The following is a 20539-nucleotide window of genomic DNA, read 5'->3' on the forward strand; positions in this document are numbered from 1 at the left end:
CCAGGGCCACAGCCGCGACAACTGTCAGATGGCGGTCGGCTGAGGCTGTATGAATATTTTGGCCGCTCATGTGTCATCTGTCCATACGTTTATAATAGCCCACTCAATATGTCACGTCGAACGGAACGTTTGGATGGGGTCAGGATCGGCAACCGAGACGGGCGGGGTAGCGAATCGCGAGTCAGAACCATCAGCCGGCAGGGTTGGGGACGTGGGCGAGAGTAGGGATGGTGACAAGGGTGAGGATGGAGACCCAGGGCCGGCCGAACGGCCGGACTGGGGGCAGTTTCTTCTGGTCTCTCTCGCCGTGCTAGCACTTACACTCGCCGCACTCACCGTCCCCGCACTCGGTGGCGTCGCGGGGACGCCGGGCGATGGGAGCGGCGATCTGTTCCCCGATGAAGTGGCAGAACTCGAAGACGGGGACGGAGAGCCGGACTCGGAAGAAGATTCGAATGGGGATGCAGAGACAGAGACGGCTACTGAAGAGCGAGAGGAACAAGATCAAGACCAGGAGCAGGGGCAGGAGTCGGAACACGGGCAGGAGGGACAGGAACAGGAGTCGGAACACGGGCAGGAGCAAGACGATGCGCCCGACGCCGAGAGCGACCCTGAGAGCGGAGAGATCGACGAGGACAACGATAGAGACGGCGAGCAGAACGACGATGCGCCCGACGAGATCGAAGATCACGAACAGGTCGACCCTGACGAAGAGTCGACTGACGAGTCTGGTGCGAACGAGCCAGAACACGGTGACGAGGAGCCGGATTCAGAAATCGACGCTGACGATGCGATCGCCGAAGAGTCGGATGCGGACAGCGAAATCGAGGGAGGCGATACCGAGGCCGAACAGGTCGAGGAGGGCGAAGAGGGCGAAGAGGGCGAAGAGGGCGAAGAGGGCGAGCAAGACGAGCAAGACGAGTCAGACGAAGAAACGGACGAGCACACCGAAACCGACAGCGGCTACGACATCGCGTTCAACGAGTCGCCGACGCCCGGCAGCGTTGTCGAGGTAACCGTCACCGAAAACGGTGAGACGCGCGAGAACGCGGGCGTCACCTTCAACGGGGTGCCGGTCGGCGAAACAGACGCCGACGGAACGGTAACTGGAACGGTCCCATTTACGGACACGCTGACGGTCACAATCGATCCGGCGGACGCAGCCGCTGAATCGACGACCGAGCCGTCGATCCGTGGCCCAGTCGGCGGCCCAGTCGGGGCACCGGTCCACTTCTACGGCGGGAGTGGAGCAGTTCCGGCGTCCGATCACGACGAGACAGGTTCTGCCAGCGATGACGACAACGACGGTGAGGGAGACAGCGAAACCGCCGAGCGAGAGCCGGAAACCGAACGGACCGTCGAGATGGACGCCGAAACCGAACTCACGCTCGACCGTGAAACGCCGATGGACCCCGAGGACGCCGTGCTTGCCGGGACGAACGCCACGGTGACGGCGACTGTTGCGGAGAATCCGATTCCGGACGGTACGGTGCTCATCGACGGCGAGGAAGTCGCGACGACAGATGCGACCGGAACTGCACAGCTCACCGTTCCCGAGACGACCGGAGAGATGGCGATCGCCGTCGAGCGTGACGAGATTCGTGCCGAACGAGAGTTTGCGGTCTACGGTCTCGCCGTTGACGTGACAGAGCGGATCCCGCTACCCGGCCGAACCGTGACCGCCGACGTCTCCTACACGGGGCCACCGGTAGAAGACGCTACCAACGACGATTCAGCGGCGAACGAGAGCACGAGTGAAACACCCGACGCAACCGCTAACGCGACGGTGTTCCTCGATGGAACCGCCGTCAGCGAGACCGGAGCGGACGGAACTAGCTCGGTCAGACTACCCCTCGCGAACGAGGCCACGCTCGGCGCAGCGGTCGGCGAATCCACGGCAGAAACGACCGTCAGCGGACTCTATCGAAACGCCGCGCTCGTCGCACTCGGTGTGCTCACCCTCGTGACCGCACTCGGCTGGCTCCTCGTTCGCCGGTTCGGACTCTCGAGAAAGAGCGTTCGATCGATCCCGTCGCTCATCCGGCGTGCGGTCCGCCGTGCGGGCACGCTGGCACAGTTGATCGGTCGAAAGGGAGTCGAAGCGGTTGTCCGACTCGCGCGCAGCCTCGAGCGGGCGGGTACCTGGCTCGCCGAGCGCGGTCGGGAGGCGATAGCGGCAACGCGACGCGCGGGGCGCTGGCTGCTCGCACTGCCCGGCGAACTCGCAAAGCGAGGGTTCGCCGCACTGGCGGCGATACACCCCACACGGCTCGTCAGCACTCTCCTCGCATTGCTGCGGTCGTTCGGAAAGTCGTCCCGTGAACGGGTATCGTCGATGACCGGATCGGCACAGACGGATACCGCAGCGGCCGGCTCAACGAGTGACCCCGATCAGTCCGTTCGCACACTGCGAACACTCTGGCACGAGTTCATCCGCGCGGTTCGTCCGCCACGGATTCGAACGAAGACGCCCGGCGAAATTGGGCGCTACGCGGTCGACAAAGGGTTCCCAGAGCCACCGGTTCGAACTGTCGTCGACGCGTTCCGGGATGCAGAGTATGGCGAATCCTCGCCAACGGAGACGCGACTCGAGTCGGTCGAGCGTGCGGTCGGGTCGGTGACCGAGCCGGAGTCGGAAGCGAGAGTGGATGGACAGTCAGCAGACAACACCGAAGTCTCGGACGCAGACCGTGTGAAATCCCGCGACGACACAGCAGTTGACGAGGATCTACTCCCTGGAAACCAGGGAGACTCCACAACGGAGAACGAGACGAACCAGTCCGACGGGCCATCGCCGGCGAACAACCCCACGTCAGCGGACGAATCAGCTAACGGACACGGAGGGCCACAATGAGTAACCGATCGATCTGGAACGTTCTTCTCGGACTGTTCGCGGCCTGTACACTCGCATTTGGGGCCGTACTTGCGATTACGCCGGAGTCGCTTCCGACGCCGGTACTCGAGCAACTCACCGACATCGAGCAGGCGAGCGACCCGCAAGACGTGATTATGGCCATCAGCGGAGTCGTCGGACTGTTCGCACTGTGGCGAACGTACTTCTCGGGCGCGACGGGCGCGGATTCGGTGGACGGTTCCAGGCCACCACAGAGGGACGAACGAAGCACACGTCCCGCGGAGACAGGACCCGCTCACACACGGAGCCACTCGTCCCAGAATCGCCAGCCTGACCCCGAACCGCGAACCAGACACATTGTTGGCGGTGAGACGACGGCACGTGTCGAGCAGACGCTTCACGCACTCAGACGCGGCCACAAGCGACCAGAGCAGACGGACGCAATCGTCGACGACCTCCGCCAGTCCGTGCGGACGATCGAAGCGGCACAGGGCTGCGCCGAACACGCCGACGAGCGAATTCGACGCGGCGAGTGGACCGACGATCAGATCGCGGCGACGTTCCTTGGTGACGCCACTGCGGGTCGACTCTCGATCTGGCACCGACTGCGTCGATGGCTGTTCCCCGGCCGAACGTTCGAACGGCGACTCGAACGAACCGTCGACGAAATCGAACGATACGCACTCGAGTTCGATCCGGCCGAGATGTCGCCTGCGGATAGCGAGGGCGGTGAGGAGGAGTCAGGGGCGAAAGACGATTCGGACGGGACAGACGTGATGGGTGAAACGGATGAAACGGATGAAACGGATGAAACGGACGTAACAGACGAAACAGACGATTCGGACAGCACAGGCAGCACAGACGACGGCGATGGGACCGAGGACGCGGCCGGAGATGGGAACGAGAACGGAAACGGTGACAACGCGGGCAGCAACAACGAGTCCGAATCTGCCGCAGAACGGACGGAGGTGACCCATGCATAGAGTCCCGCGCTGGCACTCCGGCGTCGTCGCTGCCATCGCACTCGTCGCCACCGGCGTGCTGTTTGGCTCGGCTGCGCTCTTGCTCGCTGCAGTGGTTCCCGTGAGCTACCTCGGCTACGCTGCGCTTTCGTCTGTTCCCGACCCGGACGCTGTGCTCACCATCCAGCGTGACTGTACACCCCGAACACCGCTCCCCGGCGAGCGCGTCGAGGTGACACTCACCGTCCGAAACGAGGGTGAGCGAACGCTCCCCGACGTCCGACTCGTCGACGGAGTGCCGCCGGAGCTCGACGTCGTCGACAGCAGTGCGCAGACCGCGACGACGCTCCGTCCCGGAGAGGACACCGAACTCACCTACACACTTCGTCCGCGTCGCGGCAGCTACACCTTCGAGGGCTGCTGGGTCCGCCTCCGAAGCCTGAGCGCGACTGCTGTCGCGACCGGTTCCGTGGACGCCACTGGTGAGGCGGTACTCGAGTGCTCGGTGCCGCTCGATGGGGTGCCGATCCACCGCGAGACGATTCCGTTCGTCGGTGCGGTGGCGAGCGACAGCGGTGGCGCGGGCTACGAGTTCCACTCGACGCGAGAGTACCAGCAGGGAGACCCGCTGAGTCGGATCGACTGGCGGCGGTACGCCCGGACGGGTGAGTTGGGGACGGTTCGCTACCGCGAGCAGGAGTCAGCGAAGATCGTGCTCGTGCTCGACGGACGGCCGGAGTCGGCCGTCGCAGCAGCCGAGGGACATCCCGACGGAGTCACGCTCTCGGCGTACGCGGGAGTCGTTTCGACGGCAGCGCTGACCGAGGAAAACCACAGCGTCGGTGTCGTCGGACTCGGCGTTCGGGCGGAGACACCAGGGGTCTACACCGGTCCGCCGGCGTACGTCGAGCCCGGAACGGGGGCCGATGTCGGCGGCCGAATCGCCCGGGTCTGTGATACTGTCGCCGCGCAGGGAGCCGGTGGTAGAGTTTCGGCGAGAGAGTCAGAGGCAGGTGGTACTGGTACTGACCCCGAGGCAGGGACAGGCCCACAGGCACAGGGGCGGGGACAGCGACAGGCTCGAGCCGACGGGTATGGAGCCGCCGCGAGGAGCGCGACGGTGGGTGGGACGGCCGCACCAGGCGGACCGACATCCACGAGCGGCCGGTCGCCGACACAGGTCGCCGATCATCTCGCGACACTGCTCCCGTCCGACGCCCAGCTCGTGGTCTGTACGCCGGCCGTCGACGACGAAATCGTCGACCTCGCGGCGGCGCTTCGGCGGCGCGGCTACCGGCTTTCGGTCGTCTCACCGGATGTAACAACTCGGGACGAGATCGGCGCGCGGCTGGCGGCCGTCCGTCGAAATGCGCGCCTCGAACACCTTCGACGAACCGACATCCCCGTCGCAGATTGGGATCCGGAGCAACCACTCACAGCGGCGCTCGGCCGCGCGTTCGACGAGGTGATCCGCTGATGGCGACCGACCGAGCACCCGAGCACAAGCACAAACACGAACGACGTGGACGGCAGTCGCCAGAGACCAGCACCGAGATGCGCAGTACAGGGCCGGTCGGCTCCAGCCGAGAGAGCGAAACAGTCAGTGCACCAACAACGTCAGCAGTCGCAATGGCTGCGGTCCTCACCGGTTCGCTCGTCCTCGCAGTCGATCTCGGCCTCGTCCGTCCGACACTTCTCGCGATCGTCAGCGGTGCGATTCTGACGGCGACCGTGACGGCAACGAAGCGTCGAACGCCGGGCGGGCGCGCCGTCGGGAGCATCCTCGCCGTGTTCGCCGCGCTCGGACTCGCAGGCGCACTCGGGCTCACCCTCGCGACGAGCGGCGATCCAATGGCACTCGAGACGCGCTATCACGCCGGCGTCGTTCTCGCGATTGCGGCGGCCGCCTTCGGTGCTACGGCCACAGTGACGGGTGCGGTCGGCAACAGGGCAGTCCGCTCGGCGCTGCCAGTCGTCCTGGTCACGCCGTTCCCTATCGCACTCGTCGCAGCCGCGTACTTCGACCCGCTGCGAGAGGTCCTTCCCGGCGTTCCCGAAGTGGGAGAGGGGTGGTCGAGCACGGAACTGCTTGACTCGCTCCTCTGGCCCGACGAACTGGCCGCGGGCGTGTTGAGTTTCGCTGCGTTGCTCATCGGGTTGTTGTGGCTGACGACGGTCATCGTGCCGCGGCTGCCGATCGTCGAATTGCTGCCACGAGATCGACGGGCGGCCGCGGAACAGCAGATCGACCGACTCACGTCGTGGACCGGCACGATCGGATTCCTGCTGTTCATGGGAACCGTCATCGCGAGCGGAGTCGCACTCCACGCACGGGAGGAGGAAGCGACGTACGCCGTCGAGGCGTACGACTACCTCGAGGCGACGGTGATTCCGGTCGCCATGCATCCTGTTGCTCGGTTCGTCGTCCTCGGTGGAATCGCGGCGCTCTGTGCGGCCGCACTCCTCTCCCGGTTGCCCGACCTCCACCGGCTCCGTCGCAGCCGCATGCTCCGACTGGTCCCGGTGTTCACCGGTGGTGTACTGGTCGCAGCGCTCGTCGCAGTCAGCTATCCCTCGGCGTTCGACCGCTGGATTCGACCGGAACTCGAGTCCATGGCTGCGGCGGGCGACGGGGTTCCGCTGCCGGGTGGAGTTGGAACGATCCCACCAGATGAACTGCTCAGCGTCGGCTCGCCGCCGGAGGGGATCGCGATTGCCGCCGTCGCGATGATCGGCGTCATCGGCACGATCAGCGCGCTGGTGTGTTGCATCTGGCTGCTCGGCTCCCTGCAGTTGCTCTCGGACCGCGGTGCGCCCGGCACGCTCGCGGCCAGCGCGCTCGTCGCGGGTGCGATTATCGCAGCGATCACCGGTGCCTCGACGCTCGTAGTCGGGGCTGTCGTCGTGTGTGCAATCGTCGCCTGGGACGCCAGTCTCTACGGCGTCTCGGTGACCGAGGAACTCGGCCGCGGCGTCGACGCCCGTCGACCCGCGTTGACGCACGCGATTGGTTCAGCGCTGGTCGGCGCAGTTGGAATTGCAATCGCGCTTGGCCTCGTCGAGCTCGGAGGGCGGCTCACGGTCAGAAGCGGCGTGACGGTCGTCATCGCACTTATTGTGGCGCTGCTCGCGATGTTCATCGTGCTCAAGCGCCGCGCAGTGGCATCGGCTTCGAATTCGAGCGCGAGCGAGATTTCCCGGCTTCCCGTCGCGGCCGGGACGATGCCTGGCGTCAACCACGAGGAAGTCCGGGCACTCCGGTCGGCTGGCTTCGAAACGATTGGAGACGTCCAGACTGCAACGCGGGCCGAACTCGCCGATGTCGACGGACTGGACGGCGAGACGGTGGAAGCGCTGACGGGGACGATGAGCACTGCTGGCACCACCAGCGGTAACAACGACAGCAACGACCAGCACAAGAGACGAACACAGTAGCGCCGACGAAACGCCACGCCGACTACGGCTCGACCGCCGGCACCTCGACTCGGTCGAGCACGTTCTTGACCACCGCCGCACCGTCAACTCCCTCGATCTGTGCATCCGTCGTCAGCACGAGCCGGTGTTGCATCACCGGCTCCGCGATCCGCTTGACGTCGTCCGGCGCGACGTACTCGCGGCCCGAAATCGCCGCTCGCGCACGCGCCGCCTCGAAGTACCGCTGAATTCCACGGGGCGAAATGCCGATCTTCACCCGGTCGTCCCGTCTCGTTTCTCGCGCCAGATCAACGAGATAGCCACGCACCGCCTCTCCCATCGAAATTCGTTCTGGAACCTGCTGTAAGCGCTTGACACCGGCTGTATCGAGCGCCGGCTCGATCGTCGGCATCTTCGTCTCGCGAGCGCTCCGGCGCTCGATCAACTCGAGTTCCCCCTCCCGATCCGGGTAGCCGATCGAGGTCTTGATCATAAAGCGGTCGCGCTGGGCCTCCGGCAGTTCGAAGGTCCCCTCCTGTTCGACCGGGTTTTGCGTGGCGATGACGAGAAACGGGTCCGGAAGGTCGCGGGTTTCGCCGTCGACGGTGACCTGGCCCTCGTCCATCGCCTCAAGCAGCGCAGCCTGCGTTTTTGGCGGCGCGCGGTTGATCTCGTCCGCGAGAACGACGTTCGCGAACACCGGCCCCTTCGTGAACTCGAACTCGCCGCGCTGTTCGTTGAAGACGTGCGAGCCCGTGATGTCGTTCGGCAGCAGGTCAGGGGTGAACTGAATGCGGGAGAACTCGAGTCCGAGCGCTTGCGCGAACGCGAGCGCGGTCAGCGTCTTCCCGGTGCCGGGGACGTCCTCCAGGAGGACGTGGCCGCGTGCGAGGGCCGCTGTGAGCACTTGCTCGAGGAACTCGCGGTCGGTGATGACTGCATCGCCGATGCGGGAGATGACTTCGGTACAGGTTTCGCTCGTCGAGACGGCTGAGACGTCGTCTGCCATCGGTTGGCGTTGTCGACGCGGTCACATGAAGATACTGGCAGCCGAACAGACGCCAGTCGGCAGACAGGGTGGAGCAGAAGCGAAGGCTTTTGCGCGCCGGCGCGCCAAAACGGTGATAATGACCGGAGACGACCCACGCGAGGAGCGGGGACCGGAGTTCGAGTTCGAGTTCGATTCCGATTCCGATTCCGATCTCGAGGACGAAGGCGAAGGCAAAGACAAACGCGCAGGCCTTCGAACCGATGGCGGCGCAGCGGGTGCCGATGATGTCGCGCTCGACCCCTGGGGCTCCTCGACCGTCTCCGACTACCGTAAACTGTTCGAGGAGTTCGGCATCGAGGAGTTCGACGACGTGCTACCGGAGGTTCCTCACCCCCACTACCTGATGCGCCGGGGCGTCATCTTCGGCCAACGCGACTACCGACCCGTCGTCGAGGCGCTCCAAAACGACGAGCCCGCGGCCGTCCTCTCCGGGTTCATGCCGACCGGCGACCCGCACATCGGCCACAAACTCGTCTTCGACGAGATCATCTGGCACCAGCAACAGGGCGCAGACGCCTACGCCCTGATCGCCGACCTGGAGGCGAACTCGGCCCGGGGCATGTCCTGGGAGGAGATCGACGAACACGCCCGCAGCTACCTGCTCTCCCTGCTCGCACTCGGCTTCGACCCCGAGGAAGGCGACCTCTACCGCCAGTCGACCAACCGCGAGGTACAGGACCTCGCGTTCGACCTCGGCGCAGAGGCCAACTTCTCCGAATTCCAGGCGATCTACGGCTTCGACGGCGAAACCGACGTCTCGCACATGCAGTCGGTCGTCACCCAGATGGCGGACATCCTCTACCCGCAACTCGAGGAGCCAAAGCCAACCGTGATCCCCGTCGGCCCCGACCAGGACCCCCACGTCCGGCTGGCACGGGACCTCGCCGAACGGATGCGCTTTTTCAAGGTCTCGACGGCCTACGCCAGCTTCGAACTCGACGACGGAGAGCGCGACCTCGTCGCCCGGTTCCACGAGGAACTCGATCCCGCCGACTTCGACGACGACCAGCTCCGGTGTGTCCACGTCGCCCAGACGCTGGAGGCGACACCGCTCTCCGAACTCGAGGTCGATGCGAGCACGCTCGACGGGGTCCTGACGAAGCTCAACGAAGCAGGAATGGAGCCACTTCGCCCACGAATCCGCTTCTCCGACCGGCGAGCGACCGAAGACGCCTTCGACGCCCTCATCGACGCTATCGACGGCGAGAAGCGCGTCTACGAAAACCACATCGACGCTTTCGAAATCGACCGCGCCGACGCGGCGGAACTCGCACGAGAGATCGAAGTCGACAACGGCGGCTACGGCTTCCAGCCGCCGTCGTCGATCTACCACCGCTTCATGACCGGCCTGACAGGCGGCAAGATGTCCTCCTCGGTGCCGGCCTCACACATCTCACTGCTCGACGACCCCGAAGACGGCTACAACAAGGTCAAGTCGGCGACGACGGGCGGGCGCGAAACCGCCGAAGAACAGCGCGAGAAGGGCGGCAAAGCCGACGAGTGTCCGGTCTACGAGCTGTACGCCTATCTGCTCGCCAGCGACGTTCACGAGAACGAGGATCGTTCTCGTGCAGCCCATCAGAACCCGAAGGATTCTGAGGACGACGACGAGTTCGCAAAGCGCGTCTACGACGAGTGCGTCGGCGGCGAGCGCCTCTGTGGCGACTGCAAGGAGCAGGCCGCCCAGCTCATGAAGGAGTTCCTCGCGGAGCACCAAGAGAAACGCGCCGAAGTCGAGGAGCTACTCGAAAAGGCGGACATCGAACTCGAGTCGCCGCGGCGTCGATAGCGGACGACGATCTCGTCGCACTCGAGAAGGCGACGCTGTCCAGTTGGCTGGCATCTGTTTTCTCGACAGCAGCATTATATTTTGGCGTCTGACGAAGTTATATAGGTGCGTTCGTGAAAGCACCCCTAACTGATGCCCGCCTCTCGCCCTCCCGGCTCGTCCGATTCGACCGACGCCGCGGACGATCTCTTGCGCTGTGCGGACGTCCTCGGTACCTTTGGCGTGACGGCAACTGATCTCCAGCCACCACAGCCTCACGAGAGCAGCGGAGCCGACGACCTCGCGAGCGCACTGGCCGCCGAACTCGAGTCCGGTCGGAATCGAACCGCCGTGCTCCGCCAGCTCATCACCGAGAGCGAGCGCGGGCTCACCTGTTCGGCGCGCTACGCACAGGAGGCTCTGGAGCGCGAACTCGTCGCCGTCTTCGACGCCATCGGCTGGTCGTTCCAGTGCGAGCAACTCACCGCGGCACTGCGGTCGGCCGACCGGTTCCACCTGCAGGCGACCGACTACCGGGGCCGGCAACGCGAGACGACAGTTGAGTATCCCAGCACGCCGCTTGGCACCGACAACCTGCCGGCCATCCTGCAGGCGATCAACGCCTCGATTCTGGCGGGCACCGACGCACAGTTCGTCCTCCTTTCGACGGGCGTCGATCGCTGGCGCGCCGCACTCGTCGAGGTGGGTGCACTCGAGTCCCTGCGCGATCGGTACGGCGAGCGGATCGACGTGGGCGTGGATGGCGAGTCGCTGCTCCCCGAGCACGGGGTGGCGGCGTACGTGCCCGGCGAGTTGGGTGGGGACTCGAGTACCGTTTCCGATGGCGAGAAGCCATGGCCCGACTGGGCGGAGGGCCGCGAACGGCAACGGGGGCGGAAGCGGAGACAGGAGCAGGGTTGTGGGCAGGGACAGGGGCAGGGAAGCGGACAACAGCGTGACCGAGACGGCGACCGAAGTCGGGACGAAGACAGTGTCCAACCAACGCTAGACGAGTTTGGGTCGCTGATCGAGGAGGCGGAGGAGGACAACAAGGGAGAGGGTGAAGATGTGGATTCATCGACGAAGTCGCCACCCACTCCGTCCGCTGATGAGTCGTCAGCGGAAACAACTGGGACAACAGAAGGTGGCGAGTTCGAACTCCGCGGCTCGCCGAGTGTGTCGCGGGTGAGCGACGGGAGCGACGGGAGGGACGAGAGTGACGGAAGTGGCGGAAGTGGCGGGAGTACCGAAAGTAACGGGAGTGACAAGGAGGGCAACGCACGACATCCCGAAGCCGAAACGAGCGTTGGAACTGCACTCGAGGGATTCGATCGCCCGTCAAATGAAGCAGATCAGGAGACGACGGACACCGACGACTTCGGCTCGCTCTCGGGCACCAGCACCACGGCACGCGTCTCGAACGACTCCTTCGGCAGCGACGTCGAGTGGGAGACCGAAGACGACCGGTATCGTGCACTGGGTGCCGCCCTCGGTGCAGGTGGGGCTGTGTCGGTTCGGGGGCTACTCGAGGACGACGAGTTCCTCCCCGAGTTGCCGGCAGCCGAAAAGGCGGAGACGCGCATCGAGTTCGCGGACGCGTTCGACCCGGCGGCGGTGACGCGGGCGAAGGCGGCGGCCGAGCAGTCGGGGTTCGTCTGGGTCGAGTCGGGGTCGCTGGAGACGACGCGGGTGTCGAACTCGTAGACGGCGGAGAGTCCGGTCAGCAGAGAAATCGAAGGGACGAGAAACTACTTCGGGTCATCGCGTGCGATCACTGTCACCGTCCCGCAACGCTTTTGCACCATGCATCGTATCGAACGCGTATGGCACCCGAATCCACCGCCCGTGCCAGCGTCGTGCGAAAGCCACAGCTCTCGTGTGCGGGATTCGGGTTCGTTTTTGCGGGCTGAGTACGGGTCGGCGGACCCGCGGGGACCCACATCGGGTTGACGCGGCGAAACCGGCCGCAGGGGCGCTCCGCTGGTGCCGAGCAGGCAGTCACCAGCACCTCGGCTTCGAACCGCGCCGCTGCAGCATCGGTCCGAGTCGGAACCGCTAACTGACCACCACGCAGCCATCTATACAAGCGAATGCAACTACCAGCAGCACAGGTCGCGGTCTTGGAGGCCGCGAGCGCGGACGAAGCAACGTCCGTCGACGCCCTCGCCGAGGCGACCGACCTGCCCCCGGAGACCGTCACCGGCGCGGTCTTCGAACTCGAGGACGAGGGGCTCGTCACCGTCTCGGAACGCGTCGACGAAACGATCACACTCACCGACGAAGGACGCGAGTACGCCAAGAACAAACTGCCCGAGATCAGCCTCTACGAGGCCGCACTCGAAGCCGGTGCCGACGACGCCCTCGTCTCGATGGGACAGGTCATCGGCACGTCCGGACTCGAGGGCAACGCCGTCGACATCGCGCTCTCGAACTACGCGCGAAAGGGGTACGGCCAGATCGACAGCGGTGAGATCACGGCGAACCCGGACGCCGATCCGGCGAGCGACGAGGAGGCAAGTGCACTCGAGTCCCTCGCTGCAGGCGACGGCCTCGACGACGTCGGGGTTCGCGACCAACTCGAGCGGCGCGGCCTGCTCGAAATCAGCGAGACGACGATCCGCGAGGCCACAGTGACCGACGACGGCGTGACGGAACTGATGGCGGGACTCGAGACGGCCGAAACGGTCGGCCAGGTCACGCCCGATCTCCTGACCGGCGGCGAGTGGGAAGACGTCGAATTCGCCGAGTACAACGTCGAAGCGGACGCAGAGCAGTTCGAAGGCGGCCGCGTGCACATCCTGCGCCAGACGGCCGACCGCGTGAAGGACGTCCTCGTCGGCATGGGCTTTCAGGAGATGGAGGGTCCGCACGTCGACGCGGACTTCTGGATCAACGACTGTCTGTTCATGCCCCAGGACCACCCAGCGCGCACGCACTGGGACCGGTTCGCCCTGGAGCAGCCGACGCACATCGACGACCTCCCCGAAGATCTCGTCGTGGACGTCGAGCGCGCACACAGGGAAGGCGTCGGCCCGGACGGCGAGGGCTATCACTCGCCGTGGGACGAGGACTTCGCCCGCGCACTTGCGCTTCGCGGCCACACGACCTCGCTGTCGACCCGCTATCTCTCCGGTGAGGAAATCGGCGAGATCGAACCACCCGCGCGCTTCTTCAGCGTCGAGAAGGTCTACCGCAACGACACCCTCGATCCAACGCACCTGCTGGAGTTCTTCCAGATCGAGGGCTGGGTAATGGCCGAGGACCTCTCGGTCCGTGACCTGATGGGGACCTTCGAGGAGTTCTACGCCCAGTTCGGTATCGAAGACATCCAGTTCAAGCCCCACTACAACCCCTATACCGAGCCCAGCTTCGAGCTGTTCGGAACCCACCCGACGACGGGCGAATTGGTGGAGATCGGCAACTCGGGCATCTTCCGCGAGGAGATGCTCGAACCGCTCGGCGTCGAGTGTGACGTGATGGCCTGGGGGCTCGCCTTAGAGCGACTGCTCATGCTGATGTACGGCTTCGAGGACATCCGAGACATCCACGGCACGCTGTGTGACCTGGAACTGCTGCGCGAGACGGAGGTGACCTACTGATGCCAACGGTCGATATCGACCCCGACGAACTGCGCGACCTGACCGGCCACGACGACGTGGGCGACGAGGAACTCAAAGACGACCTGTTCGGTCTCGGACTCGAGTTCGAGGGCCGAACCGAGGACGGCGCGTTCGAACTCGAGTTCGCGCCAGATCGCCTCGACCGTCTCTCGGTTGAGGGCGTAGCGCGTTCGCTTCGCTACCAGTACGGCGACGCCCGCGGCGTGCACGTTCCGTCGACGAACTCGGCGGAATGGACCATCACAGTCGACGACTCAGTGCCAGACGAGCGCCCGTACGTAACGGGCGCGGTGATCCGTGACGTGAGTCTGGACGAGGATGGCCTGGACTCGCTCATCCAGTTGCAGGAGAAACTGCACGCGACGATGGGGCGAAAGCGCGCGAAGGGGGCGATTGGGATTCACGACCTGACCATGCTAAAAGGGGCGTCGGCTACCGACACCGATACCCCAACCATCGAGTACGTCGGCGTCGAACCCGACGAGGACCGCTTCGTCCCGCTCGATTCGGACGCCGAGCTGACGCCCGCCGAGGTCCTGGAAGAGCACGACACGGGCCGCACCTACGCGGATCTCGTCAGCGAGTACGAACGCTACCCAGCGATTTACGACGACATCGGCCTGTTCTCGTTCCCGCCCGTCATCAACGGCCGCCGGACCGAAGTGTCGACGGAGTCCCGAGACCTGTTCGTCGAGATGACCGGCACCGACCAGTGGACGATCGACAAGATGCTGAACATCGTCTGCTACGCGCTCGCGGCCCGCGGAGCGACGATCGAGGATGTGACGGTCCAGTATCCTGATCATGAACTCGTTCGTCCGGATCTCTCGACGAAAACGAAATCCGTCCCGCACAAGCGCATCGAGACGATTCTGGGACTCAACCTCGATCCGGACGAAGTGGTCGACCTGGCAGAACGATCCGGACTCGAAGCCACAAAAGAAGACAGCGAAGACGCCGGCAAACTCGTCTACGAGTTCACCATCCCACCCTACCGCGTCGACGTGCTCCACCCACTCGACGTCATCGACGACCTCGGCCGGGCCTACGGCTTCAACGAACTCGAGCCGGAGTACCCCGACGTGGGCACCGTCGGCGGCCGCCACAAGCGCTCCCGACTCGAGGACGCCGCGCGCACGCAACTCGTCGGCCTCGGCTTCGAGGACCTGCTCAACTTCCACATGATCAGCGAGGAGGAGAACTACGAGCGCCTCGATGTGGCCCCCGACGCGGACGCCTACGGCGCTGGCGAGGCTGCGACGATCAAGGAACCCTACAGCGAGGACTTCACAATGTTGCGGACGTGGGTCATGCCGTCGCTCCTGATGGTCCTCGAACGCAACACCCACCGCGCGTACCCACAGCACCTCGCAGAGATCGGATTCACCGCTGCCGTCGACGAACGCGAGAACACTGGCGTCACCGAGCAGCGCCACGTCGGTGCCGTGCTCGCGAATCACGACGCCGGTTACGAGGACGCCAAGGCACGCCTGCAGGCGCTGGCGCGGCGCTTCGACGTAGAACTCGAGACGCCGCCGACCGAACACCCGACCTTCATCTCGGGTCGGACGGCCGCCGTCGTCATCGACGGCGAGGAAGTCGGCGTCATCGGCGAGGTCCACCCGAAGGTGCTCGTCGAGCACGACCTCGAGGTGCCGGTTGCGGCGTTCGAGTTCGAGTTGGCGGCGCTGCAGTAGATCGTCGCCGACGTTTCTCGGCGGCTACCGTCTACCGTATCTCACCGTACGTTCTCACCAGTTCTCCATCAGCGTAGCGACGCTGTTCGAAGCCGAGCGCGTTACACAGCAGGGTGTGACCCATGAACGACACCGCGTAGTCCGCCATTCCGAACGGATGGAGTTCGGTCTGCTGGGCCGGTGGGAGCACCGAGCCGACGACGGCGATTTCGCCGGCATCTCCGTTTCCGTTTCCGTTTCCGTTTCCGTTTCCGTTTCCGTCTCCACCTTCGGCCCCATCGCCATCGCCGGCTGCGGGAAGCAGCCCCGCAGCGACACCCGACTCGAGTTGGGTCGATTCGCCGTCCTGCAGCGCGGCCGTGGTGAACGTCCCGGCGACGGAACCGCCAGCCGTCTCGAAGGCGTCCACATCGACAATGGTCGCAGGCTGGTCGACGCCAGTCGTGTAGCCGAGCTGTGACCCCTTCCAGATCTCCTGCTGCCGGGTTCTGATGCCGGCCAGCAGCGGGTGGTCGAAGTCCCGATCCTCGAGATTGGCGAACGGCACGAGGATGTTCGCGATGTCGTCGGCCGTGATGGCTGTGGCCCCACCGGTCTCGAGCACCGCGAGCAGGTTGACACCCGAATCCGTGAGGATCAGATCCCCGCCGGCCTCAACGAAGTCCTCGAGTGCACCGATGTAGTCTGGGTCGTCGATGCCGTCGTCGTGGGAGACGACGACCTTGTCGTAGTGGCGCATGCCGGAGTTCCCCCGGAGGAGGCGGCCGACGCTCACGTGGTGGACGCTCATGCCGTCCATATCGCCGTCGACGACGTCATCGTCGAGATCCGCGAAGAACTCCATTGGGTTGACCGAGTACTCGCGCTGCTCGTAGCCGAGCACCTCCACTGGGTCCGGGATCTCCTCGTCGTCCGCCACGTCGACGACCGTCGTGAGGACGTTGAGTTCGGCGTCGCTCTCCGCCTCGATAGTCCACTGGCCGGCCTCGGGGCGGCGCACGAAGATTTCCTCGTAGTCGTGCGTTCGCACGGCCTGATTTCGCGGATCAGCCTTCGCGTCGATGTCGATCTCGTGGACGACGGTTCCGTCAGGGTTTCGGATGCGAACGGTTCCCTCGGTCGCGTTGCCGACGCCCTCGAGGTCGACGAACAGCGAGTGAGAGTCCGCGGTCGTCTCGGCGCTGAGCTGTGACTGGGTGCCGGGACCCGGCTGGACGACCTCGTGGCGGCGCTGGACCGACGTTGCACGGTCCTGTCCTCTCCCACGGCCCTGTCCGGGGCCACCACGGCCAGGTCCACCGCGACCGGGCTGGTCGTCGGTGTGTGGCAGCTCAGCTGAGGTGCGCGTCAGTTCGTCCGTCGTGACGTAGGCAGTGTCCTGGCCACCGGTTTCGACCGTCGCGTGCGTCTCGCGGGCCGTCATCGCAGCGTACTCGCGCATCGAGATCCGGTAGGCCTCCTCGTAGTGGCGCGTCCAGTAGGGCATCCACTCCTTCTGAGCCGCTACAGAGTGGTTCGAGAGGATGATTTCAGGGGCGACGGTGATCGCACCGAGTCCGCCGAACTCCGCTGGCTGGCCGGCCCAGCCGAGGAAGCCGCCAGTGATCTGGTAGGACAGCGAGTCGTAGATCGTTCCCCAGTCGAACAGGCCGCCGTAGCTGTCGCCGTCCGGCACGAACGGCGAGCCGTACATCTCCTCGCCGGCCGTGGCGATGTCATCTGCGACCGCATCGATGTCTCCCCAGAACTCCTGCATTCCCTCGCCGATCTGGATGTTGACCTCGTCTAAGTCGTGCGTGCCGTCGTGGTCGAACGGCGCGTTCGTCTCGAGGTTGAACACCATGTGATCCGCGGTGTACATCCCGTGGTAGTCACAGAGGAACGCCACGTTGTCGTACTCGCGGAAGTGCTCGACGATGGCGAGTGAGTCAGGCACGAGGTCGTGGAACTCCTCAGGCGCACCCTCCGGCTCCGCTGGCCGGAAGCTCGGATTCGTCCAGCCCATCGTCGGATACTGACGGTTGGTGTCGACTGGCTGCCCCTCGAACGTACTCGCGTTGCCACGCTGGAAGTTGGTATTGTGGTCGGCAACCCACGGAATCTCGGTCTGTGGCTTGCGCGAAACCCAGCCGTCCGGGTTCGTAAACAGGAACAACAAGACGATATCGTCGAGCAGGTGCTCGAAATCGTCCGCCTCGCCGCGTGCGATTTCCTCGATCAGCCGACAGCCAGCCTCCGTTCCCGCCCGCTCGTCGCCGTGAATGTTGAGCGAGTAGACGACCTTCTCCTTCGCGGCGAACGACGAGTCGTCCTGCACATCGTTCGTGACTTCCGCAACGTAGACGTCCCGCGGATCGGCGTCCTCGTCGGTGTACAGATTCGTCCACCCTGGCGACTCGCCGATCGACTGCACCCGAACGCGGTCCGAATGCGTGTCCTCGATGTACTCGAGTGCCTGCACCGTCTCCTCGTAGGCGATGTAGTCGCGAGCCTCCTCGATTGGCGGGAAGACGCCGTCCGCGTAGGGCTCCTCGAGCGTCCACCAGGGGTTCGAACCGGGTGCGAAGTTCATTGCGTCGATACCATCATCGTCGTCGCCATCACCCAGCGCGAGCACGTCCTCGACCTCTGACGCCGTAAGGTGTGCATGTGCAGACAGTGTTGGCGACTCGCGAGTGACCGCCTTCGGTGCGCGCGATCGGCCTGGGGCTGGCTCCTCCTCGTACTCGTCCGCGAACGCGTCGAAGACGTCCTGATCGGTGAAGACGATGCTGGTCGCAGCCTCGTACTCCGCAGGCGTGTGATTCAGGACGTACTCGAGTTCGTCGCTGAGCACGTCGTCACTTACGTCGGCGGTGGCGCTGCCGGGGAGTGCGAGCGCAGCGCCGGTTGCAACAGAGAGGCTGAGGAACGTTCGTCGGTCGACAGTCGAGTCGGTAAACGTGGCTTGAACACCAGACTCGTCGGTTTCAGTCGGTGCGTCGGTCCCGTCGGCTATTGTCCTGTATTCGTTGTCTGTATGGTGTGACATTCTCGGTCCTGTGGGAGTTACCCACGAAAATAACCAATCACAATTCCGTATAAGTACAGTGTGGAACGAGAGAACGTCACTGGAATACATATATTTACAATAACAGACGGTGTGACGTCGACGAGTAACTGAACACGGAGTTCGGAGACAACGCTCAGAAGCGTATTACAGCGGCGCTGCTCTCGGGTATGGGGCAGTCAGAATCGATACACTACCGGCCTGAAGAAGTGGTGTCGAGTTAGAATTCGTGTTCGACGTCGTCCTCGTCTGCTTTTTGGATGATGATTTTCCCGTCCCGAACGCGGACAAAGACTTCGTCACCGATATCCATCCCCGCGACTGCGAGTTCATCCTCGTGGAGATTCAGGTGGACGTTGTGATAGTTGCCGTCTTCGTCTTTCGCACCGCTTGGACTCAGCTTCTTTTTCCGTACCATCGCGGGATTCTATTCCGAACTTCGCCGTAGGATATACTTAAGTGTTTTCGACGCCTCGACGAATAACCTTGTTACACACCGGTTGGTCGAGCAATTACACGACGGAACCGCAATGTGAACAACTGATAGTGCGGGAAGGTCACTGGCGTACGTACTTAAAGATACCGACGCAGTCGGTCGATTTTCGGGGATATATTTATGTCGGGCCGTGTGCTGGTTTGGCATGGAGCAAAACCATGGTACGAGAAGACGGTAAACGAAACTTCGCGCTGCGATCGTCGAACGGTGAAGAAGAAAGTGTGTTCTCTGGGAACACGCCACGGCAGGCAGCACTCAAGGCGGCTCGTCGGCTCGAACCCGGCTCCAGTGAGGATGAGGCCGACCGCACCGAACTCCGACTCCGGGAGAAGGGGACGGACAAGGTCCATATCTACGACGGCTGGGCCTGGGAAGAGACGGCACCCGACGACAAACCGGACTGGATGCCGAACGAGATCACGGAGGCGAACGTCTCCAAGAAAGGTATCGATCACCTGGACGAGTAACGTATTGTCGAGGATTTCGACTCATCGGGCAGTGAGTAACATCACGAGTAGCCACTGCGCTCGCGCTTTCTCACCCATCGGACGAAGCCGTCGAAGGGCGTCTCAGCTGTTCAGTCGGCGTACTCTGCTCGCTCTACTGAGTCACCCGAATCGGTTGGGCCGCCCGAAGCACTCGACCCACCCGAACCGCCAGAACCGCCAGAACCACCAGAACCGCTCGACCCACCCGAACCGTCCCGACTCCGAGAGCGATCACGGTCGGTTCCGATCGAGAGCAGCACAGTCGCAGCAGCCGTCTGTGAGAGTGCCGTGCGGCTCCGAACTACGATCGCACCGAAGCCGAGGATGAGGATCACCTCGACGTAGATCACGACCAGTTGTCCCACGAAATCGTCCGCGAGGCCCGCACCTTGTGCCATGATCCCGGTCGCAACCAGCCCGACCCAGCCGAGCACGATGAGATACTTAAGTTTGCTAAACAGCAGTCGTCGTTCAGACTCGAGTGCCGCCGCGGCACGAGTGAAGGGGCCGAACAGGAGGTAGAGCCCGAACCCGAGGGCCGCGAAGGTTCCGAGGGTCGCGACGAGGGCGAGGGTACCGTCGACGAACCAGCTGCCGAGCGTGATCCAGAGCCGGCCGAGGACAGCGGCAAACAAAAACAGCGTGAGCCGTCGGTCGACACCGGCAACTGAACAGACCACGAGGACGATCACGGTCCACATGGCGGTGTAGCCGAGGAACCGAAACAGGTCCGTGTCCGCGCCGGAGATCCCGTTTACCAGGGCCATCACGACGTACGCCAGCCCCATCGAACCGGCTGCGACGGCTGCAGCGTAGCCGTACTGATTCGGGCCGTCGGGCAGGGTTCTCGAGTAGCCGACGAAGATAGCTGCGGCCGAAATGAAGACGATACTCGAAACCACGAGCAGCACGAACATGTCGATCATAACGACTCCCCGCTGTGTGTGAACGTGGACGGTGGTCGAACGCGGTGCAACGAGTATCGTCTCGAACGGGCGTGTGATCGTGTCATCTGTGGTCGTCTTCGGAGAGCGGTCGTGAGAGCGGGATGTGCACACGACTGTCTCGACATGAGATAACTGTTATCGCCGATTCGGGAGCGTGAGCACGGACAAAGTCGGTAACGTGAGCACGGGCGGA

The 20539-nt window shown here is 64.2% G+C and carries 13 protein-coding genes; 9 read left to right on the plus strand and 4 right to left on the minus strand.

Annotation, left to right across the window (positions count from 1 at the left end; all coding sequences use genetic code 11):
* Nucleotides 1–133 precede the first annotated feature (133 nt).
* From NMAG_RS08120 to NMAG_RS08135, 4 genes are read left to right on the plus strand one after another with little or no spacing between them, the layout of a single operon-like run.
* Nucleotides 134–2854 (plus strand): DUF4129 domain-containing protein, encoded by a 2721-nt coding sequence (locus NMAG_RS08120; RefSeq protein ID WP_012996563.1) that lies wholly within the window; start codon nucleotides 134–136, stop codon nucleotides 2852–2854.
* Nucleotides 2851–3837, plus strand: coding sequence for a DUF7269 family protein (locus tag NMAG_RS08125; protein WP_004215700.1), 987 nt, complete (start codon nucleotides 2851–2853; stop codon nucleotides 3835–3837). The genes NMAG_RS08120 and NMAG_RS08125 overlap by 4 nt, the downstream gene beginning before the upstream one ends.
* On the plus strand, nucleotides 3830–5293 hold the full coding sequence (locus NMAG_RS08130) for a DUF58 domain-containing protein (RefSeq protein WP_004215699.1): 1464 nt from the start codon (nucleotides 3830–3832) through the stop codon (nucleotides 5291–5293). The genes NMAG_RS08125 and NMAG_RS08130 overlap by 8 nt, the downstream gene beginning before the upstream one ends.
* Nucleotides 5293–7251, plus strand: a complete 1959-nt coding sequence (locus NMAG_RS08135) for a DUF7519 family protein (RefSeq protein ID WP_004215698.1) — start codon at nucleotides 5293–5295, stop codon at nucleotides 7249–7251. The genes NMAG_RS08130 and NMAG_RS08135 overlap by 1 nt, the downstream gene beginning before the upstream one ends.
* A 22-nt stretch (nucleotides 7252–7273) precedes the next feature.
* Here the strand turns inward: NMAG_RS08135 and NMAG_RS08140 are convergent, their stop codons facing one another.
* The gene (locus NMAG_RS08140; protein WP_004215696.1) at nucleotides 7274–8239 is read right to left on the minus strand and encodes an AAA family ATPase; all 966 of its coding nucleotides are present in this window, start codon (nucleotides 8237–8239) and stop codon (nucleotides 7274–7276) included.
* A gap of 118 nt (nucleotides 8240–8357) precedes the next feature.
* Between NMAG_RS08140 and NMAG_RS08145 the strand changes: the two genes are divergently transcribed.
* From NMAG_RS08145 to pheT, 4 genes are all read left to right on the plus strand, one after another.
* Nucleotides 8358–10070: a tryptophan--tRNA ligase gene (locus NMAG_RS08145; RefSeq protein WP_004215694.1), complete on the plus strand. Its 1713-nt coding sequence runs from the start codon at nucleotides 8358–8360 to the stop codon at nucleotides 10068–10070.
* Nucleotides 10071–10202: 132 nt separating this feature from the next.
* Entirely contained in the window at nucleotides 10203–11753 is a 1551-nt protein-coding gene (locus tag NMAG_RS08150) for a hypothetical protein (RefSeq protein WP_004215692.1), read from the plus strand.
* Between the two features lie 386 nt (nucleotides 11754–12139).
* Nucleotides 12140–13648: a phenylalanine--tRNA ligase subunit alpha gene (gene pheS, locus NMAG_RS08155; protein ID WP_004215690.1), complete on the plus strand. Its 1509-nt coding sequence runs from the start codon at nucleotides 12140–12142 to the stop codon at nucleotides 13646–13648.
* Nucleotides 13648–15366, plus strand: coding sequence for a phenylalanine--tRNA ligase subunit beta (pheT, locus tag NMAG_RS08160; protein ID WP_004215688.1), 1719 nt, complete (start codon nucleotides 13648–13650; stop codon nucleotides 15364–15366). Before pheS ends, pheT begins: the two co-directional genes overlap by 1 nt.
* Nucleotides 15367–15397: 31 nt before the next feature.
* On the opposite strand, the gene NMAG_RS08165 is transcribed toward pheT, so the two are convergent.
* The gene (locus NMAG_RS08165; protein WP_004215686.1) at nucleotides 15398–18397 is read right to left on the minus strand and encodes a M14 family metallopeptidase; all 3000 of its coding nucleotides are present in this window, start codon (nucleotides 18395–18397) and stop codon (nucleotides 15398–15400) included.
* Between the two features lie 238 nt (nucleotides 18398–18635).
* On the minus strand, nucleotides 18636–18833 hold the full coding sequence (locus tag NMAG_RS08170) for a hypothetical protein (RefSeq protein ID WP_004215684.1): 198 nt from the start codon (nucleotides 18831–18833) through the stop codon (nucleotides 18636–18638).
* Nucleotides 18834–19069: 236 nt separating this feature from the next.
* On the opposite strand from NMAG_RS08170, the gene NMAG_RS08175 reads away from it, so the two are divergent.
* A complete protein-coding gene (locus NMAG_RS08175) occupies nucleotides 19070–19378 on the plus strand; it encodes a non-histone chromosomal MC1 family protein (protein WP_004215683.1) in 309 nt (102 codons plus the stop codon).
* 110 nt (nucleotides 19379–19488) lie between these two features.
* Here the strand turns inward: NMAG_RS08175 and NMAG_RS08180 are convergent, their stop codons facing one another.
* Entirely contained in the window at nucleotides 19489–20325 is an 837-nt protein-coding gene (locus NMAG_RS08180) for a bacteriorhodopsin (RefSeq protein WP_012996564.1), read from the minus strand.
* Nucleotides 20326–20539 lie beyond the last annotated feature (214 nt).

The organism is Natrialba magadii ATCC 43099 (assembly GCF_000025625.1).
Taxonomy (GTDB): Archaea; Halobacteriota; Halobacteria; order Halobacteriales; family Natrialbaceae; genus Natrialba; species Natrialba magadii.

What these genes read in the sequence shown, in the direction of transcription:
- NMAG_RS08150 (WP_004215692.1), top strand. Translation starts at nt 10,203, where the DNA reads ATGCCCGCCTCTCGCCCTCCCGGCTCGTCCGATTCGACCGACGCCGCG.
- NMAG_RS08175 (WP_004215683.1), top strand. Translation starts at nt 19,070, where the DNA reads ATGGTACGAGAAGACGGTAAACGAAACTTCGCGCTGCGATCGTCGAAC.
- NMAG_RS08130 (WP_004215699.1), top strand. Translation starts at nt 3,830, where the DNA reads ATGCATAGAGTCCCGCGCTGGCACTCCGGCGTCGTCGCTGCCATCGCA.
- NMAG_RS08170 (WP_004215684.1), bottom strand. Translation starts at nt 18,833, where the DNA reads ATGGTACGGAAAAAGAAGCTGAGTCCAAGCGGTGCGAAAGACGAAGAC.
- pheS (WP_004215690.1), top strand. Translation starts at nt 12,140, where the DNA reads ATGCAACTACCAGCAGCACAGGTCGCGGTCTTGGAGGCCGCGAGCGCG.
- NMAG_RS08165 (WP_004215686.1), bottom strand. Translation starts at nt 18,397, where the DNA reads ATGTCACACCATACAGACAACGAATACAGGACAATAGCCGACGGGACC.
- NMAG_RS08145 (WP_004215694.1), top strand. Translation starts at nt 8,358, where the DNA reads ATGACCGGAGACGACCCACGCGAGGAGCGGGGACCGGAGTTCGAGTTC.
- NMAG_RS08180 (WP_012996564.1), bottom strand. Translation starts at nt 20,325, where the DNA reads ATGATCGACATGTTCGTGCTGCTCGTGGTTTCGAGTATCGTCTTCATT.
- NMAG_RS08135 (WP_004215698.1), top strand. Translation starts at nt 5,293, where the DNA reads ATGGCGACCGACCGAGCACCCGAGCACAAGCACAAACACGAACGACGT.
- NMAG_RS08120 (WP_012996563.1), top strand. Translation starts at nt 134, where the DNA reads ATGGGGTCAGGATCGGCAACCGAGACGGGCGGGGTAGCGAATCGCGAG.
- pheT (WP_004215688.1), top strand. Translation starts at nt 13,648, where the DNA reads ATGCCAACGGTCGATATCGACCCCGACGAACTGCGCGACCTGACCGGC.
- NMAG_RS08140 (WP_004215696.1), bottom strand. Translation starts at nt 8,239, where the DNA reads ATGGCAGACGACGTCTCAGCCGTCTCGACGAGCGAAACCTGTACCGAA.
- NMAG_RS08125 (WP_004215700.1), top strand. Translation starts at nt 2,851, where the DNA reads ATGAGTAACCGATCGATCTGGAACGTTCTTCTCGGACTGTTCGCGGCC.